This window comes from Streptomyces litmocidini, assembly GCF_014649755.1.
GTDB classification, from domain to species: Bacteria; Actinomycetota; Actinomycetes; order Streptomycetales; family Streptomycetaceae; genus Streptomyces; species Streptomyces litmocidini.
Map to the genome: position 1 here is coordinate 15,568 of NZ_BMTQ01000011.1, position 15,432 is coordinate 30,999.

14 protein-coding genes are annotated in these 15,432 nt (G+C 73.6%); 7 read left to right on the forward strand and 7 right to left on the reverse strand.

Annotation, left to right across the window (positions count from 1 at the left end; genetic code table 11):
* Window positions 1-205: 205 nt before the first annotated feature.
* Both IE180_RS22770 and IE180_RS22775 read left to right on the forward strand, forming a co-directional pair.
* A complete protein-coding gene (locus IE180_RS22770) occupies window positions 206-1,093 on the forward strand; it encodes an RNA polymerase sigma factor SigF (RefSeq protein WP_190158794.1) in 888 nt (295 codons plus the stop codon).
* 375 nt (window positions 1,094-1,468) lie between these two features.
* Window positions 1,469-1,825 carry a hypothetical protein gene (locus tag IE180_RS22775; protein ID WP_190158795.1) on the forward strand — a complete coding sequence of 119 codons (357 nt, stop codon included), beginning with the start codon at window positions 1,469-1,471 and terminating at the stop codon, window positions 1,823-1,825.
* Between the two features lie 238 nt (window positions 1,826-2,063).
* Here IE180_RS22775 and hutI read toward each other — a convergent pair whose 3' ends face one another.
* From hutI to hutU, 4 genes are all read right to left on the reverse strand, one after another.
* On the reverse strand, window positions 2,064-3,233 hold the full coding sequence (gene hutI / locus IE180_RS22780; protein WP_190158796.1) for an imidazolonepropionase: 1,170 nt from the start codon (window positions 3,231-3,233) through the stop codon (window positions 2,064-2,066).
* Window positions 3,234-3,330: 97 nt separating this feature from the next.
* A complete protein-coding gene (locus tag IE180_RS22785) occupies window positions 3,331-4,671 on the reverse strand; it encodes a formimidoylglutamate deiminase (protein ID WP_190158797.1) in 1,341 nt (446 codons plus the stop codon).
* Window positions 4,662-5,858, reverse strand: a complete 1,197-nt coding sequence (locus IE180_RS22790) for an allantoate amidohydrolase (RefSeq protein WP_190158986.1) — start codon at window positions 5,856-5,858, stop codon at window positions 4,662-4,664. The genes IE180_RS22785 and IE180_RS22790 overlap by 10 nt, the downstream gene beginning before the upstream one ends.
* 119 nt (window positions 5,859-5,977) lie before the next feature.
* Window positions 5,978-7,642, reverse strand: a complete 1,665-nt coding sequence (hutU, locus tag IE180_RS22795; protein ID WP_190158798.1) for a urocanate hydratase — start codon at window positions 7,640-7,642, stop codon at window positions 5,978-5,980.
* A 96-nt stretch (window positions 7,643-7,738) separates the two neighbouring features.
* Between hutU and IE180_RS22800 the strand changes: the two genes are divergently transcribed.
* The 5 genes from IE180_RS22800 to IE180_RS22820 all read left to right on the forward strand — a co-directional run bounded on the left by IE180_RS22800 (window position 7,739) and on the right by IE180_RS22820 (window position 11,310).
* On the forward strand, window positions 7,739-9,076 hold the full coding sequence (locus IE180_RS22800; protein ID WP_190158799.1) for a type III PLP-dependent enzyme domain-containing protein: 1,338 nt from the start codon (window positions 7,739-7,741) through the stop codon (window positions 9,074-9,076).
* A gap of 227 nt (window positions 9,077-9,303) precedes the next feature.
* Window positions 9,304-9,696 carry a hypothetical protein gene (locus IE180_RS22805; protein ID WP_190158800.1) on the forward strand — a complete coding sequence of 131 codons (393 nt, stop codon included), beginning with the start codon at window positions 9,304-9,306 and terminating at the stop codon, window positions 9,694-9,696.
* The gene (locus IE180_RS22810) at window positions 9,693-10,457 is read left to right on the forward strand and encodes a transcriptional regulator (protein ID WP_190158801.1); all 765 of its coding nucleotides are present in this window, start codon (window positions 9,693-9,695) and stop codon (window positions 10,455-10,457) included. The genes IE180_RS22805 and IE180_RS22810 overlap by 4 nt, the downstream gene beginning before the upstream one ends.
* A gap of 41 nt (window positions 10,458-10,498) precedes the next feature.
* Entirely contained in the window at window positions 10,499-10,891 is a 393-nt protein-coding gene (locus IE180_RS22815) for a roadblock/LC7 domain-containing protein (protein ID WP_229860768.1), read from the forward strand.
* 47 nt (window positions 10,892-10,938) lie between these two features.
* Window positions 10,939-11,310: a hypothetical protein gene (locus tag IE180_RS22820; protein WP_190158803.1), complete on the forward strand. Its 372-nt coding sequence runs from the start codon at window positions 10,939-10,941 to the stop codon at window positions 11,308-11,310.
* 33 nt (window positions 11,311-11,343) lie between these two features.
* Here IE180_RS22820 and IE180_RS22825 read toward each other — a convergent pair whose 3' ends face one another.
* The 3 genes from IE180_RS22825 to IE180_RS22835 form a co-directional block, all read right to left on the reverse strand.
* Complete coding sequence (locus tag IE180_RS22825) at window positions 11,344-12,177, reverse strand: MurR/RpiR family transcriptional regulator (RefSeq protein WP_190158804.1); 834 nt, start codon at window positions 12,175-12,177, stop codon at window positions 11,344-11,346.
* A 214-nt stretch (window positions 12,178-12,391) separates the two neighbouring features.
* On the reverse strand, window positions 12,392-13,957 hold the full coding sequence (locus IE180_RS22830) for an APC family permease (RefSeq protein WP_229860770.1): 1,566 nt from the start codon (window positions 13,955-13,957) through the stop codon (window positions 12,392-12,394).
* A 125-nt stretch (window positions 13,958-14,082) separates the two neighbouring features.
* Window positions 14,083-15,429, reverse strand: coding sequence for an aminotransferase-like domain-containing protein (locus IE180_RS22835; protein WP_190158806.1), 1,347 nt, complete (start codon window positions 15,427-15,429; stop codon window positions 14,083-14,085).
* Window positions 15,430-15,432: the final 3 nt, after the last annotated feature.

Consider the following 15,432-nt stretch of genomic DNA (forward strand, 5'->3'; position numbering starts at 1 on the left):
CTCTCGCGGATGCCGACTGATGTGCACCGAACCCTACAAGCGGCATGCCCTCCGATGCACATGAGGTACTTCTCATATCGGAACGAAACGGATTATTGCCACTTGCAACGATCCGGGTCGACCCGGTAGGGCTAGAAGGGAACGTCCGACCCGGCCGGCTTTGGAGGCGCCGCAAACCGCAGCGAGAAGCACCAGAAGGAGACCCATGTCACCCCGGCTCGACGCCCCGCGTACCCCCGACGCGCCGTCGGCAGCACTCCCCCAGCACCCTGCCGTCGAACTGCCCGACCACCTGCACGACACCCCGCTCGACCGGATCGCCCCGGCCGACTCCCGTGCCCTGTCGAAGCAGCTCTTCGCCCGGCTCTCCGAGCTGGAGGAGGGCACCCATGCACACGCGTACGTCCGCAACACCCTCGTCGAACTCAACCTCGCCCTCGTCAGGTTCGCCGCCGCCCGCTTCGGCACCCGCAGCGAGCCCATGGAGGACATCGTCCAGGTCGGCACCATCGGCCTCATCAAGGCGATCGACCGCTTCGAACTGACCCGTGGCGTCGAGTTCCCGACCTTCGCGATGCCGACGATCATCGGCGAGATCAAGCGCTTCTTCCGCGACACCTCGTGGTCCGTGCACGTACCCCGCAGGCTCCAGGAGCTCCGGCTCGACCTCGCCAGGGCCGGTGACGCGCTCGCCCAGCGCCTCGACCGCGCCCCGACCGTCGCGGAACTCGCCGAGGAGCTCGGCATCGAGCAGCAGGAGGTCATCGAGGGCATGGCCGCCAGCAACGCCTACACGGCGGCCTCGCTCGACGCGCAGCCCGACGAGGAGGACGGCGCCGGCGGCGAGGCCGCGCTCGCCGACCGGCTCGGCTACGAGGACCACGGCCTCACCGGCATCGAGTACATCGCCTCCCTCAAGCCGATGATCGCCTCGCTGTCCGACCGCGAGCGGCAGATCCTCTCCCTCCGCTTCGTCTCCGGCCTCACCCAGTCGGAGATCGGCGCGGAACTCGGCATCTCGCAGATGCACGTGTCCCGGCTGCTCTCCCGCACCCTCGGCCGGCTGCGGCGCGGGCTGACGCTGGAGGAGTGACCTCCACCGACGCCGCCGAGCCCCCGGGACGGCCGCGGAAGGGCCCGTCCACGGTCTGAGGACCCTGGACGGGCCCTTCCCGGCCGTCCCGGCACGAGAACCCCGCCCACCGGCCGGTCCGGGCCTCCCCGAGCACCTCGCGGCCGGCACCGGCGTCGAGCCTTCCGCGGGGGGGCCCGCCTTCCGCGCACGGGGCAGGCCGGCCCGCCGGCCGAGGTGCGGGAGGACAGTGGGGTGCGGGGCCCGCGGCGTGGCACCGGGCCCGGCCCCCGTGCGGACCGGACACGGCGGCCGGGCCGGCGGAATCCAGGTGCCCGCCCCACGGGGCGACCGCTACGGTTCAGGACCCCGACACCACGCAGAGAGCGAACCGCCATGACCGCCCGCCCCCGCCCGACGACGACCCTGTGGCGCCCCACCGGCCCCGTCGAGCTGGAGCTCGTACGCGGGTCGGACTGGCGGGCCTGGCCGCCGCGACTGCCGGAGCAGCCGATCTTCTACCCGGTCCTCGACGAGGAGTACGCGGTGAGGATCGCCCGCGACTGGAACGTGAAGCACGACGGCGCCGGCTACGTCACCCGCTTCGAGGTCGACACGGAGTTCCTCCGCAGGTACCCGGTCCAGCGGGCGGGCGGCCGGACGATTCTCGAACTGTGGGTTCCCGCAGAGGAGTTGGACGAGTTCAACGCGCACATCGTGGGCGTGATCGAGGTCGTCCACGAGTTCCACTGACGGCACCCGGTCGCCGAAGGCCAGGACGCCCGTCCGGATGCCGGGGCCGACGCCCCGGGCCCGCGCGGTGGCCGAGGGCCGCCGTCCGCAGGACGAGGACGGCGTCGAGGCCCGGCGCGAGGGTCGGGAGACCCACGACCAGGGCCGAAGGACCGGACGGCGGCGGTGGCCGTCATGGCACCCGGGGGCAGGCCGCCGCGCCACCGCCGCCCGCCCGGGTGCGGCTGTCCGGTCCCTCTCAGACCGTTCGCGCGCCCTTCCGCCAGACCTCCGCGACCAGCGGCACGCCCGGCCGGTAGGCCAGGTGGACGTGGGACGGGGCGTCGAGGACGACGAGGTCCGCGCGGGCGCCGACGCCCAGCCCGCCGACGTCGGTGCGGCGCAGGGCCGCCGCGCCGCCGGCGGTGGCCGACCAGACCGCCTCGTCCGGCGTCATCAGCATGTCCCGTACCGCGAGGGCGATGCAGAACGGCATCGAGGACGTGAAGGACGAGCCGGGGTTGCAGTCCGTGGACAGGGCGACCGTCACGCCCACGTCGAGGAGCCGGCGGGCGTCCGGCCACTCGGCGCGGGTGGAGAACTCGGCGCCGGGCAGCAGGGTCGCCACCGTGTCGCCCTGGGCGAGGGCGTCGATGTCGGCGTTCGTCAGGTGGGTGCAGTGGTCGGCGCTCGCCGCGTCCAGCTCGACCGCGAGCTGCACGCCGGGTCCGTACGAGAGCTGGTTGGCGTGGACGCGCGCCTGCAGCCCCTTCGCCATGCCGGCCTTGAGGATCGCGCGGGCCTGGTCTCCGTCGAAGGCGCCCTTCTCGCAGAAGACGTCCACCCAACGGGCGTACGGGGCGCAGGCGTCCAGCATCTCGCCGGTCACCAGCTTCACGTACCCGGCCGGGTCGTCGGCGTAGTCCGGCGACACGATGTGCGCGCCGAGGTAGGTGACCTCGTCGGTGTGCTCGGCGGCGATGCGCAGGGCGCGGACCTCGTCCTCGACGGTGAGGCCGTAGCCGGACTTGGTCTCGAAGGTGGTGGTGCCCTGGCGCAGGGCCTCCCCCATGTAGCGGGCCACGTTCGCGGAGAGCTCCGCGTCGGTGGCCGCGCGGGTCGCCGCCACGGTGGTGCGGATGCCGCCCGCCTTGTACGGCCGGCCGGACATCCGCGCGTTGAACTCGGCCGTGCGGTCGCCGGCGAAGACGAGGTGCGAGTGGGAGTCGACGAAGCCGGGGATGACGGCGCGGCCCTGCGCGTCGACGGCCTCGTCCGCCGCCGGGGCCTGCGCCGCCGGGCCCGCCCAGGCGACGCGCTCGTCCTCCAGGACCAGGGCCGCGTCCTTGATCAGGCCCAGGGGCCCCTCGCCGAGGGTGGGGTCGTTCGTGACCAGGCTGCCGATGTTGGTGATGAGCGTCGTCGTCATCTTGCTCTCCGTGAGGGCGAGTCGTTCGGGTGCGGGCCGGTGGTCGGGTTGTGCCCACCCGTTCCGCCCCGCGGAACGCCTGCCCACAACCCGGCTCTCAGCTTCTGAGTGCGGCGATCGCGGTCGCCAGGGCCTCGCCCACGTCCGGTACGGCGACGTGGGTGCCGCTCTCGACGATCGTCCGGCCGCCCACCACCACGTGGTGCACGTCCGCCGCCGTCGCCGCGAAGACCGCGGTCTCCGCCGCCAGGCGCGGGACCGGTCCCGCGGTGCGGACCGAGTCCAGGGCGATGGTGGTGAAGTCGGCCAGGGCGCCGGCCTCCAGGGTGCCCGCGTCGGCCCAGCCGAGGGCCGCGTGGCCGTCCGCCGTCGCCGCGCGCAGCAGCGCGGCGGCCGTCCAGTGGCCCCGGGTGCGGGTGCGCAGGCGCTCGTCCAGCTCCATCGCCCGTGCCTCTTCGAGGAGGTCGATGACGGCGTGGCTGTCGCTGCCGAGGGAGAGCGGCGAGCCGGCGCGCTGGAGGGCGACCGCCGGGCCGATGCCGTCGGCGAGGTCCCGCTCGGTGGTCGGGCACATGCAGGTGCCGGTGGACGTCGAGCCGATCAGGGCGATGTCCGCGTCCGTCATGTGGGTGTTGTGGACGCCCGTCGTCCGCGCGCCCAGGACGCCGTGCTCGGCCAGGAGCTGGGTCGGCGTCATGCCGTGGGCCGCGAGGCAGGCGTCGTTCTCCGCCGTCTGCTCCGAGAGGTGGACGTGGAGGGGCGCGTCGCGCTCCTGCGCCCACCGGGCGACGGTCGCCAGCTGGTCGGCCGGGACGGCCCGTACCGAGTGGATCGCCGCTCCGATCCGTACGCCCTCGCGCTCCTTCAACGCGCCCACCCGGTCCGCCCACTTCTCCGCCGTGCCGTCGGTGAAGCGGAGCTGGTGCCGCTCGGGGGCGGCGCCGAAGCCGGAGGAGAGGTACGCGGTGTCGAGGAGGGTGATGCGGATGCCCGCCTCGGCCGCGGCGGCGACGAGCGCCTCGCCCATCGCGTTGGGGTCGGCGTACGGGGTGCCGCCGGGCGCGTGGTGCAGGTAGTGGAACTCGCCGACGGAGGTGATGCCGGCGAGCGCCATCTCCGCGTACACCGCGCGGGCGAGCGCGAAGTAGCTGTCGGGGGTGAGGCGCTGGGCGACGGAGTACATGACCTCGCGCCAGGTCCAGAACGTGCCGGAGCCGACCTGGACGGTGCCGCGCAGGGCCCGGTGGAAGGCGTGGGAGTGGGCGTTGGCCAGGCCGGGGATCGTGAGGCCGCGCAGGACGACGGCGCCCGGGGGCGGGGCCTCCACCCCCGTGCGCACGGCTCCGACGCGGCCGTCCTCGGTCACCTCCAGGGCCACGCCCGGCTCGACGTTCGTGTCGAGCCAGGCGTGTTCCAGCCAGTACGTCGTCAGCGGCACGCCAGCTCCTCCAGTACGTCGGCGAGTGCGATGACCCCGGCCACGCAGTCGTCCTCGGCCGCGAACTCGGCCGGGGAGTGCGAGACGCCGGTGGGGTTCCGTACGAACAGCATGGCGGTCGGGATCGACTCGGACAGGATGCCCGCGTCGTGTCCCGCGCCCGTGCCGAGGACCGGCACCTTGCCCGAGGTGCCCAGGATCCGGGAGAGCTCGTCGCGCAGGGCGTGCGAGAAGTCGACGACCGGGGTGAACGACTCGCGCACGACGGCGAGGTCGACGCCGTGGCGGTCGGCGTACTCCCGGGCCGCGGACTCGACGCCCGCGACGACCTTGTCGAGGGAGCCCTGGTCGGCGGCGCGGGCGTCGAGCCAGCCGCGGACCATCGACGGGATGGCGTTGACGCCGTTCGGTTCGACCGCGATCTTTCCGAAGGTGGCGACGGCGCCGGCGAGTTCGGCCTCGCGGCGGGCGGCGAGGACGGTCTCGGCGTAGGTGAGCATCGGGTCGCGGCGGTCGACCAGGCGGGTCGTGCCCGCGTGGTTGGCCTCGCCGGCGAAGTCGTACCGCCAGCGGCCGTGCGGCCAGATGGAGGAGGCGATGCCGACGGCGTCCCCGGACAGGTCCAGGGCGCGGCCCTGCTCGACGTGGAGCTCGACGAAGGCGCCGACGCGGGCCAGCCGCTCGGGGTCGGGGCCGATCCTCGAGGGGTCGTACCCGGCCGCCTCCATCGCCTGCGGGAGGGTGATCCCGTCGGCGTCGCGGAGTTCGTACGCCTGCTCCTTCGTCAGCCGGCCGGCGGTGAGGCGGGAGCCGACGCAGGCGAGGCCGAAGCGGGCCCCTTCCTCGTCGCCGAAGTTGACGATGGCGAGGGGCCGCTTGAACGAGGCGCCGCGGGCGCGGAGTTCGTCGAGGGCGGCGAAGGCGGACACGACGCCGAGGGGGCCGTCGAAGGCGCCGCCGTCGGGGACGGAGTCCAGGTGGGAGCCGGTGACGACGGCGTCGCCGGCCGTCGGGTCGCCGAGCCAGGCCCACTGGTTGCCGTTGTGGTCGGTCTCGACGTCGAGTCGGCGGGCCTCGGCCTGCATGCGGAACCAGAGGCGGCAGTCGGCGTCGGCCCCGGTCCAGGCGTAGCGGCGGTAGCCGCCGGAGGCCGCGTTGCGGCCGATGGGGGCGAGGCTGCGCCACATCGCGTGGAACGACGGGGAGTCCGGCCGTCCCGCCGCGTCCTCGCGGGCGGCTCCGGCGCCCGCCGCCGAGGCGGCCCGGGCGGGGCCGCGGGGCGCCTCGGCGGCGTCGTGGGACGGGGTCACTCCGCGTCACCCTCGCGCATCGGGACGCGGACGCCCTTCTCGTCGGCGACGCGCTCGGCGATGTCGTAGCCGGCGTCGACGTGGCGGATGACGCCCATGCCGGGGTCGTTGGTGAGCACGCGGCGGATCTTCTCGCCCGCGAGCTTCGTGCCGTCCGCGACCGAGACCTGGCCGGCGTGGAGGGAGCGGCCCATGCCGACGCCGCCGCCGTGGTGGATGGAGACCCAGGACGCGCCGGAGGCGACGTTGACCATGGCGTTGAGCAGCGGCCAGTCGGCGATGGCGTCGGAGCCGTCGAGCATGGCCTCGGTCTCGCGGTACGGGGAGGCGACGGAGCCGCAGTCGAGGTGGTCGCGGCCGATCGCGAGGGGCGCGGCGAGGGTGCCGTCGGCGACCATGTCGTTGAACATGGAGCCCGCCTTGTCGCGCTCGCCCTGGCCGAGCCAGCAGATGCGGGCGGGCAGGCCCTGGAAGTGGACGCGCTCGCCGGCCATCTTGATCCAGCGGTGGAGGGACTCGTTCTCCGGGAAGAGGTCGAGGATCGCCTTGTCCGTCTTGTGGATGTCCGAGGCCTCGCCGGAGAGGGCGGCCCAGCGGAACGGGCCCTTGCCCTCGCAGAACAGCGGGCGGATGTAGGCGGGGACGAAGCCGGGGAAGGCGAAGGCGCGGTCGTAGCCGGCCAGCTGGGCCTCGCCGCGGATCGAGTTGCCGTAGTCGAAGACCTCGGCGCCGGCGTCCATGAAGCCGACCATGGCCTCGACGTGCCTGGCCATCGACTCGCGGGAGCGCTGGGTGAAGCCGGCCGGGTCCTTGGCGGCGGCGTCGGCCATGTCCTCGAAGGCGATGCCGACGGGGAGGTACGAGAGCGGGTCGTGGGCCGAGGTCTGGTCGGTCACGATGTCGATGGGGGCGCCCTCGGCGAGCAGCTGCGGGAGCAGCTCGGCGGCGTTGCCGAGGAGGCCGATGGAGAGCGGGCGGCGGGCGTCGCGGGCCTCGGTGGCGAGCTGGAGGGCGTGGGCCGGGTCGTCGGCCTTGACGTCCAGGTAGCGGTGCTCGATGCGGCGCTCGATGGCGCGCGGGTCGCAGTCGATGCAGATCGCGACGCCGTCGTTCATGGTGACGGCGAGGGGCTGGGCGCCGCCCATGCCGCCGAGGCCGGCGGTGAGGGTGATCGTCCCGGCGAGGGTGCCGCCGAACTTCTTGGCGGCGACGGCCGCGAAGGTCTCGTAGGTGCCCTGGAGGATGCCCTGGGTGCCGATGTAGATCCAGGAGCCGGCGGTCATCTGGCCGTACATGGTGAGGCCGAGCTGCTCCAGGCGGCGGAACTCCTCCCAGTTGGCCCAGTCGCCGACCAGGTTGGAGTTGGCGAGGAGGACGCGGGGGGCCCACTCGTGGGTCTGCATGACGCCGACGGGGCGGCCGGACTGGACGAGCATCGTCTCGTCCTGCTTGAGGGTGCGCAGGGTGCGGACCATGGCGTCGAAGGAGCGCCAGTCGCGGGCGGCCTTGCCGGTGCCGCCGTAGACGACGAGCTTGTCGGGGTGCTCGGCGACCTCGGGGTCGAGGTTGTTCTGGAGCATCCGGAGGGCGGCTTCCTGCTGCCATCCCAGGGCGCTCAGTTCCGTACCGCGGGCTGCTCGTACGGGGCGGGGTCCTGACATGGGGGGTGCCTCCTCGGAATGTCGTTCAGATATTCACATCTTGTCTCGCTGAATAGTTGTAGTCAACAGGGCGTACCGGCCAGTCGATGCACGAGGATGAGCCGCATGGCCTCCTCCCGTCGTGATCTCGCCGTCCGAGCCTCCGTCGACCAAGGACTCCTCTCCCCCGCGCAGCCGGTCGTCGCCCTCCTCGACACCGCCGGCATCCGCGCCTCCGCCACCGCCCTGACCAGCGCTTTCGCCGCCGTCACCGACGCACCCGTGCTGCACGCCTTCGCCGTGAAGGCCGCCCCGCTCGTCCCCGTCCTGCGCCTGCTCCACGAGGCGGGGCTCGGCGTCGAGGTCGCGAGCCCCGGCGAGCTGGCCCTCGCCCGCGCGGCCGGCGTCCCGCCCGCCCGGACCGTGCTCGACTCCCCCGCCAAGACCCCGGCCGAGCTCCGCCAGGCCCTCGCGCTCGGGATCGCCGTCAACGCCGACAACCTCCAGGAGCTGGCCAGGCTCGACGCGCTCGTCGCCTCCGCCCCCACCGCCTCACCGCTCGGCCTCCGGGTGAACCCGCAGGTCGGAGCCGGTTCCATCGACGCCCTCTCGACCGCGACCGCCACCTCCAAGTTCGGCGTGGCGCTCCGCGACGAGGGCGCCCGCGAGACCGTCGTCCGGGCCTTCCTGGACCGGCCCTGGCTGACCCGGCTGCACACCCACACCGGCTCCCAGGGCGTCCCGCTCGCCCTCATGGCCCAGGGGGTCGGGGAGGCGTACGCGCTCGCCGAGGAGATCAACCGGACGGCCGGGCGGCAGCAGGTCGACACCCTCGACATCGGCGGCGGGCTGCCGGTCAACTTCGCCTCCGACGAGGAGACGCCGACGTACGCGGAGTACGCCCGGCTGCTCGCCGACACCGTCCCCGGGCTCCTCGACGGCCGCTACCGGCTCGTCACCGAGTTCGGACGCTCCCTGCTCGCCAAGCACGGCACGGTCCTCGCCCGGGTGGAGTACACGAAGACCTCCGGCGGACGCCCGATCGCCGTCACCCACGCGGGCGTGCAGCTGGCCGCCCGCACGGTCTACGCCCCCGGCTCCTGGCCGCTGCGCGTCCTCGCGTACGACTCCGGGGGGCGGCCCCGCACCGGGGACGTCACCGTCCAGGACGTGGCGGGCCCCGCCTGCTTCGCCGGGGACCTGCTCGCCACGGGCCGCGCGCTGCCGCTGCTGCACCCGGGCGACGTCGTGGCGGTCCCGGACACCGGCGCGTACTACTTCGCCCACCACTACGCGTACAACAGCCTGCCCCGGCCCGGGATCCACGGCTTCACGGTCGACGGCGACGGGGCGGTGACGTTCACGACCGTGCGCAGGGCCCAGACGCTCGACGAGATCGTCGCCGAGGCGGGCGGGGAGCGGGCGGACGCGCTGGTCCGGCAGCCCGTCGGGTAGGGCCTGCCTTTCGGGTCGGGCCGGCCTCGCGGACCCCGTGGACGCCGCCGGTTCGCGCGGCCCGGCCCGGGGAGCCGCGCGAGGAACCGGACTCCTACGGTCCAATTCGAGTCAGACATCAGCATGTTCCTATGGAAAATGCCAGAACCCCTTCCCATGGCCGAAACGTTCAGTAGCGTCACCGTCACTGCCGCACGTATCCACGCCGCATCGGGAGGGAAATCCGCGTGCCCGGAATCGACGAGTGCCTCCTGGAGGCCATGGCCCTGCCGGGGGCCCTGGGCGCCTCCCTGGTCGACTGGACCAGCGGGCTCGCCCTCGGCACGGCGGGCGACTCGCCGGTCGGCGACCACGAGACGACGGCCGCCGAGACCGCCGAACTCGCCCGATCGGCCGCCGAGTTCGACTCCTTCACGACAGCGGCCGACGGGCCCGGGGCGGGCCCGCCCGTCGAGGACCTCATCATCACCACCCGCGCCGGCTACCACGTCCTCCGCTTCGTCGAGACCTCCTTCGACAGCAGCGTCTTCCTCCACCTCTGGCTCGACCGCGACTCCGGCAACCTCGCCCTCGCCCGGCTCCGGCTCCGCGACCTCGCCGAGAGACTGGTCCTGGGATGAGCAGGGCGGCCGTCTCCCCGATGCTGGTCCGGCTCGCCGCCGAGAAGGCCACCGGCGCCCTGCTGCGCGACCACGGCACGCTCTACCTCGTCGACGGCCGGGTCGTGCACGCCGAATCGCCCGCCGCCCCCGGCGTCGACGTCCTCCTCACCACCGGCGGCCGACTGCCCCGCGAGGGCTGGGACGAGGCCGTCGACCGGGCCGGGGCGCACCGCGCGGTCGGCCGCTTCCTCGTCGACAGCGGCCGGCTGCACGACGGCGAACTGGAGATCTGCCACCTCGGCGCCGTCTTCGACGCGGCCTTCTTCGCCCTCTCCCCCACCAGCGGGCCGACCCGCTTCCGGTACGGGGTCGGGCACTGGTTCGGGACGGTGCGGCCGGTCTCCGCCGAGGCCGTCGAGCGCGAGACCGTCCGCCGCCGCGAACTCCTCGACGCCGTCTGGCCGTACGCCGCCGTGGACACCGCCCCGGTCGTGCCGCGCCCGGCCTCCCCGGGCCAGACCGTGGGGGCGCGGCAGCGGGTCCTGCTCGCCGCCGCCGACGGGGAGCGGACCCCGGCGGAGCTGGCCCGGCTGCTCGGCCGGCCCGCCTTCCACACGCTGCTCGACGTGCGCCGCCTGGCCGCGGCCGGGCTCGTCGAGACCCCGCTCGCCCCCGAACCCGCACCGCCACCACAGGCGTTCTTACCCGCCCTGCCGGTGGCCGATCCCGACATCGCCCTGCTGCGCCGGCTCCGTGACGCCCTGGAGGCACACCTGTGATGAGGCGTGCCCTGCGCATGCGCGCCGAGAGGAGACAGCTCATGACCGCAGAAGCCGAGGTCCTCGGCGAGCTCAGACGACTGCGGGCCCGGCTGCCCCAGCTCACCGGAGCCCTGGCGGCCAGCGCCGACGGCCTCGTCCTCGCCCACGACACGGTGGACGGCGAGGCGGAGACCGTGGCCGCGCTGACCGCGGCGGCGCTCGGCGTCGGACAGCGGCTGACCGACACCACCGGGCAGGGCCGCTTCCGCGAGCTGCTCGTGCGCGGCGAGAACGGCTACGTGGCGACGTACGCGGCGGGCGCCTCGGCCGTCCTGACGCTGCTCGCCGAGCCCCGGATCAACGTGGGGCGGCTCCACCTGGAGGCCCGCAGGTCCAGCGCCCGGATAGGGGAGCTGGTCGACGGCGCGCTGGAACGCAAAGACCTGAACTGACACCCGCAGAGTCCCGAACAGCACCGAGAAGGAAGAAGTACGACACCATGGCGAACACCGAGACCTCCCTCAAGGAAGCCGTCACGATCGAAGGCGCGATCGGCGCGGCCCTCGTCGACTACACCAGCGGCATGGCGCTCGGCACGATCGGCGGCGGCAAGGAGCTGGACCTGAACATGGCCGCGGCGGGCAACACCGACGTCGTCCGGGCCAAGGTCCGGACGATGGAGATGCTGGGACTGCAGGAGGACATCGAGGACATCCTGATCACCCTCGGCAGCCAGTACCACCTGATCCGGCTGCTCAAGGGGCGGGGCGCCAACGGCCTCTTCCTCTACCTGGCGCTCGACAAGAACCGCGCGAACCTGGCGATGGCCCGCCACCAGCTGAAGAAGATCGAGGCCGACCTGGAGGTCTGATCCGGAGGTCCGGTCCGGAGCGGCGCGCGGGGCCTACTCGACGAACAGGCCCCGGGCCGCCGCCTTCGTGTCGAACTCCTCCAGGCGCGCCTGCGCGTCGGGGAGTTCGTCCGCCATGGCCTCCAGGAGGACCCGGCCGAGCAGCATCGGCGCGCAGGCGGTGTCGAAGGCGAGGCCGGTGCCGACGGCGGCGGGGATCAGCAGGTCGCTGTGGGCGGCGACGGGAGCGAACGCCGACTCGGCGACGGTCACGACCGTCAGTCCGGCCTTCCGCGCGTACTCCAGGGCCTCGACGACCTCCCGGGGGTGCCGGGGCAGCGCGAAGCAGAGCAGGGCCGTGGCCCCCGCCCGCACGGCCGCGTCGACGCGGTCCGTGAGCATCGAGCCGCCCTCGTCGAGGAGGCGGACGTCCGGGTGCACCTTGGCGGCGAAGTAGGCGAAGCCCCGCGCCTGCGAGGAGGCGGCCCGCAGTCCGAGCACGGGGAGCGGGCGGGAGCCGGCGAGGAGCCGGCCGGCCCGCTCGACGGGGGCGGGGTCGGCGAGGAGTCCGGCGAGGTGCTGGAGGTTCTCGATCTCGGCGAGGACGGCCTGCTGGTACTCGTTGAGGCCCGAGGTCTCCTCGGCGGCCGCGGGCATGCTCTCCCGCAGGTGCTTGCGGAGCGCCGGGTAGCCGTCGAAGCCGAGGGCGACGGCGAAGCGGGTGACGGAGGGCTGGCTGACGCCGGCGAGTTCGGCGAGCTCGACGCTGGACAGGAACGGCACGTCACCGGCTCGCCGCACCATGCAGTGCGCGATCCGCCGCTGCGTCGGTGTCAGCCGGTGCCCCTCGAAGAGCGCCTGCAGCCGACCGGCCGGGCTGTCGCTCATGCCGCCCCCTTTCATCTATTCACCCGTGAAGTTCCTGCATAAGGATATGCATAGACGGGGTGGACGGCCACAGGTCGCGACCGGGAGGCCGTGCTCGACGCCGATGACCCGCGGGCGGGCGGGTCATCGGCTCCGGCGAGCGCCGCGACGGCCGTGCCGTCGCGCTCCCGGCCCCCGTGGACCGGGGGATCGTCGTCGCGCGGCCGGTGTGCCGTCAGCGGCGCAGGTACGCCGCGCCCGAGCGGACGCCCCACCGGTAGGTGGCCAGGGCGCACAGGGCCACCGCGACCGTGTCCCAGGGCGCCGGGATCACGTTCGCGCCGCCGAAGCTGCCGAGGCCCGACATGACCAGCAGCCACGCGAGGTAGCCGAGGAGCCAGGCACCGGTCCGCAGTTCGGTGCGCAGGTCGAGGTCGCGGCGGCGCAGGACGACGAACAGGAGCACGGCGGCCATCAGCTCGGGCAGCGCCATCCGGAGGTTCTCCCAGGCGGACCAGTGCACGAGCTCCGAGGCGACCACGAAGCCGGCCGGCGCGATCCAGCCGAGGCCGCGGACCCAGCCCGCCAGGCGCTCGGGGGCGGCCTCCCGGAAGGCGCCCGCCGCCACGGAGCACAGCGCGTAGGTCAGCAGGGCCAGCGCGCCGACGACCGTGATGAGGTCGCGCCACCCGCTGGACGGCAGCAGGATGACGACGCTCAGGACGAAGTTGAGGGCCATGGCGTTCCGCGGGACGCCCGCGCGCTCCGACACGACGGAGAACCGCCGCGGCAGCGCCTCGTTCTTGGCCACCGCGTACGTCTCCCGGCTGCCGGCGGCCACCGTCACGTACGTCGAGCCGCCGGGCGAGAACACGGCGTCGGCGTAGATGACCGCGGCCAGCCAGCTGAGGTTGAGCAGCAGTGCGAGTTCGCCGAAGGGCGAGGCGAAGTTCAGCCCGCGCCAGCCCCCGCCGAGGCTCTCGGTCGGGACGGCGAAGATGAAGGTCAGCTGGAGCACGACGTGCAGGAGGACCGAGAGGCCGATGGCGGTGAGCACCGCGCGGGGTATGTCCCGCCGGGGGTTCTTCGCCTCGGCGGACAGCTCGATCGGGGAGGCGAAGCCGTCGATGGCGTAGACGATGCCCGCGCTCGCGATCGCGGTCAGCGAGGCCGACCATCCGTAGGGGGCGAACCCGCCGCCCGCGGAGACGTTGCCGGGGTGGAAGCTCGACAGCAGCAGCGCCACGATCGTGAGCACCGGGACGAGCACCTTGACCGTGGTGACCAGCAGGTTCAACCGGGCGAAGAGCCTGACCCCGAACCAGTTCAGGACGACGAGGAGCAGCAGCAGCGCCACGCCGGCGAACCGGCCCCGGAGGGTCAGCGCCCCGTCCTCGTACACGCCCGGCAGGTAGCGGTTCGCGTACTGCACGATGGCGGAGGCCTGGGCGGCCATCGTGCTGGCGACCGCGAGGAGCATGGTCCAGCCGATGAGGGTGCCCGCGAGCGGTCCGTTCGCGAGGAGCGGCCACCGCACCATGCCGCCGGCCTCCGGCGTGCCGGCGCCCAGCTCGATGAGGACGAGGGCGATCAGGGTCAGGGCGGCGCCGCCGATCACCCAGGAGATCACGGCCGCGGGGCCCGCCGCCTGGGCACCGTAGAAGGAGCCGAAGAGCCAGCCCGAGCCGATGATGCCGCCGAAGGCCACACCGGTCAGGCTCCAGTAGCCGAGCTCGCGCCGGAGGTTGCCGTCCTGCCCCTGCTGCGGCCGGGTCTCGGGACCCGTTGCGGTGGCCGTCACGCCGCGCCTCCGTGGTTCGTTCCGCCTGCGGCGGGCACGACGGATCTGCGCGTTGTCCATTCCATGTGGTCTTCCCCAGTGTGCGGCGGGCGGTGAAGGGCGTTCGGACGGTCGTGCGCGTCGGGTCAGACGCGGTCGGCGACGAGTGCGGCCAGCCGGCCGATCCCCACGTCGATCCGCTCGGCCGACAGGGCGCTGAAGGACAGCCGGATCTGGTGCGATCCGCCGTCCCCCGCGTAGAAGTGGTACATGGGCGTCCAGAGCACTCCGAACCTTTCGGCGGAGCGCGCGAGCAGGGCGTCGTCCGCGCGGAAGGGCAGGGTGACGACGACGAACATGCCGCCCGCCGGGACGTTCCACGAGACCCCGGATCCGCGCAGCGGACCGTCGTCGCCGAAGTGCTTCTCGAGTCCGGTGAGCACGGCGCGCAGGTTGTCGCGGTAGACCTGGGTCTCGCGCACGGTGGCGCGCTCCACGCTGCAGTCGTGCTTCAGCAGGAAGCCGCCCACGACGGCCTGGGCGACCGTGGAGGTGTTGAGCGTGAGCATGCTCTTGAGCTTCGCGAGCTCGTCGGCGAACAGTCCGCCGCCGGCCATCGGCTGGTCGGCCACCACGTACCCCACCCGCGCCCCGGCGAACGCGGTCTTCGCGAACGATCCGAGGTAGATCACGCGGTGCCCGGTGTCCATGCTCTTCAGGGTGGGCAGCCGGCCCTCGCCCCCGTGGAACATCGAGTACGGGTTGTCCTCCAGGAGCAGGAGGTCCTCCCGTTCCGCCAGCTCCAGGAGCTCGCGGCGGTCGGCCTCCGAGACGCTGACGCCGCCGGGGTTGGCGAAGTCGGGGACCACGTAGCAGGCACGCGGGCGCAGCCCGTCGGCCCGGGCGCGGCGGATCTGCTCCGCCAGGTCGTCGAGGTCGATGCCGCCCGGCCCTTCCGCGACCGGCCTCACCGGCACGCCGACGAGCCGGGTCGCGCCGAGGAAGCCGACGTACGAGGGGTACGCGGCGAGGACCACGTCACGGTCGTCGCGGCACAGCGCCCGGAGCACCAGGACCATCGCCTCCTGGCAGCCGGTGGTCACGAGCACCGACTCGGGGTCGACGGCCATCCCCTCGTCGACGGCGAGGTGACGGGCAATCAGGTGATGGATGAACCCCTTGGTGCGGCCGTACTGGAAGAAGGTCCGGCGCACGGCCTCCGGGCCCAGCCCGAGCTCGTCCACCAGGTGCCGCTCGAAGGCGCTCAGGTAGTCGCCGAGGGCGGCGACCTCGTAGAAGCCCTCGTACGGGCGTCCCGCGGCGAAGGAGACGGCGTCCGGATGGCGGCCGGCGATGTCGTTGAGCAGGGTCATCGCCGTCAGGCACGGGTCGCTCACCGAGGCGTGGAGCTCGGAGGGATCCAGCCGGACGCCACCGAGCACCGTCGCCCGCGGTGCCGGAGCGTCGGCGGGACGCTCGGAAACACTGGTCATCTG

Excerpts from the sequence above, each read along its gene's own strand:
- IE180_RS22775 (WP_190158795.1), top strand. The coding sequence starts at position 1,469 with ATGACCGCCCGCCCCCGCCCGACGACGACCCTGTGGCGCCCCACCGGC.
- hutU (WP_190158798.1), bottom strand. The coding sequence starts at position 7,642 with ATGTCAGGACCCCGCCCCGTACGAGCAGCCCGCGGTACGGAACTGAGC.
- IE180_RS22790 (WP_190158986.1), bottom strand. The coding sequence starts at position 5,858 with ATGTGGCGCAGCCTCGCCCCCATCGGCCGCAACGCGGCCTCCGGCGGC.
- IE180_RS22825 (WP_190158804.1), bottom strand. The coding sequence starts at position 12,177 with ATGAGCGACAGCCCGGCCGGTCGGCTGCAGGCGCTCTTCGAGGGGCAC.
- IE180_RS22815 (WP_229860768.1), top strand. The coding sequence starts at position 10,499 with ATGACCGCAGAAGCCGAGGTCCTCGGCGAGCTCAGACGACTGCGGGCC.
- IE180_RS22810 (WP_190158801.1), top strand. The coding sequence starts at position 9,693 with ATGAGCAGGGCGGCCGTCTCCCCGATGCTGGTCCGGCTCGCCGCCGAG.
- hutI (WP_190158796.1), bottom strand. The coding sequence starts at position 3,233 with ATGACGACGACGCTCATCACCAACATCGGCAGCCTGGTCACGAACGAC.
- IE180_RS22835 (WP_190158806.1), bottom strand. The coding sequence starts at position 15,429 with ATGACCAGTGTTTCCGAGCGTCCCGCCGACGCTCCGGCACCGCGGGCG.
- IE180_RS22820 (WP_190158803.1), top strand. The coding sequence starts at position 10,939 with ATGGCGAACACCGAGACCTCCCTCAAGGAAGCCGTCACGATCGAAGGC.
- IE180_RS22770 (WP_190158794.1), top strand. The coding sequence starts at position 206 with ATGTCACCCCGGCTCGACGCCCCGCGTACCCCCGACGCGCCGTCGGCA.
- IE180_RS22800 (WP_190158799.1), top strand. The coding sequence starts at position 7,739 with ATGAGCCGCATGGCCTCCTCCCGTCGTGATCTCGCCGTCCGAGCCTCC.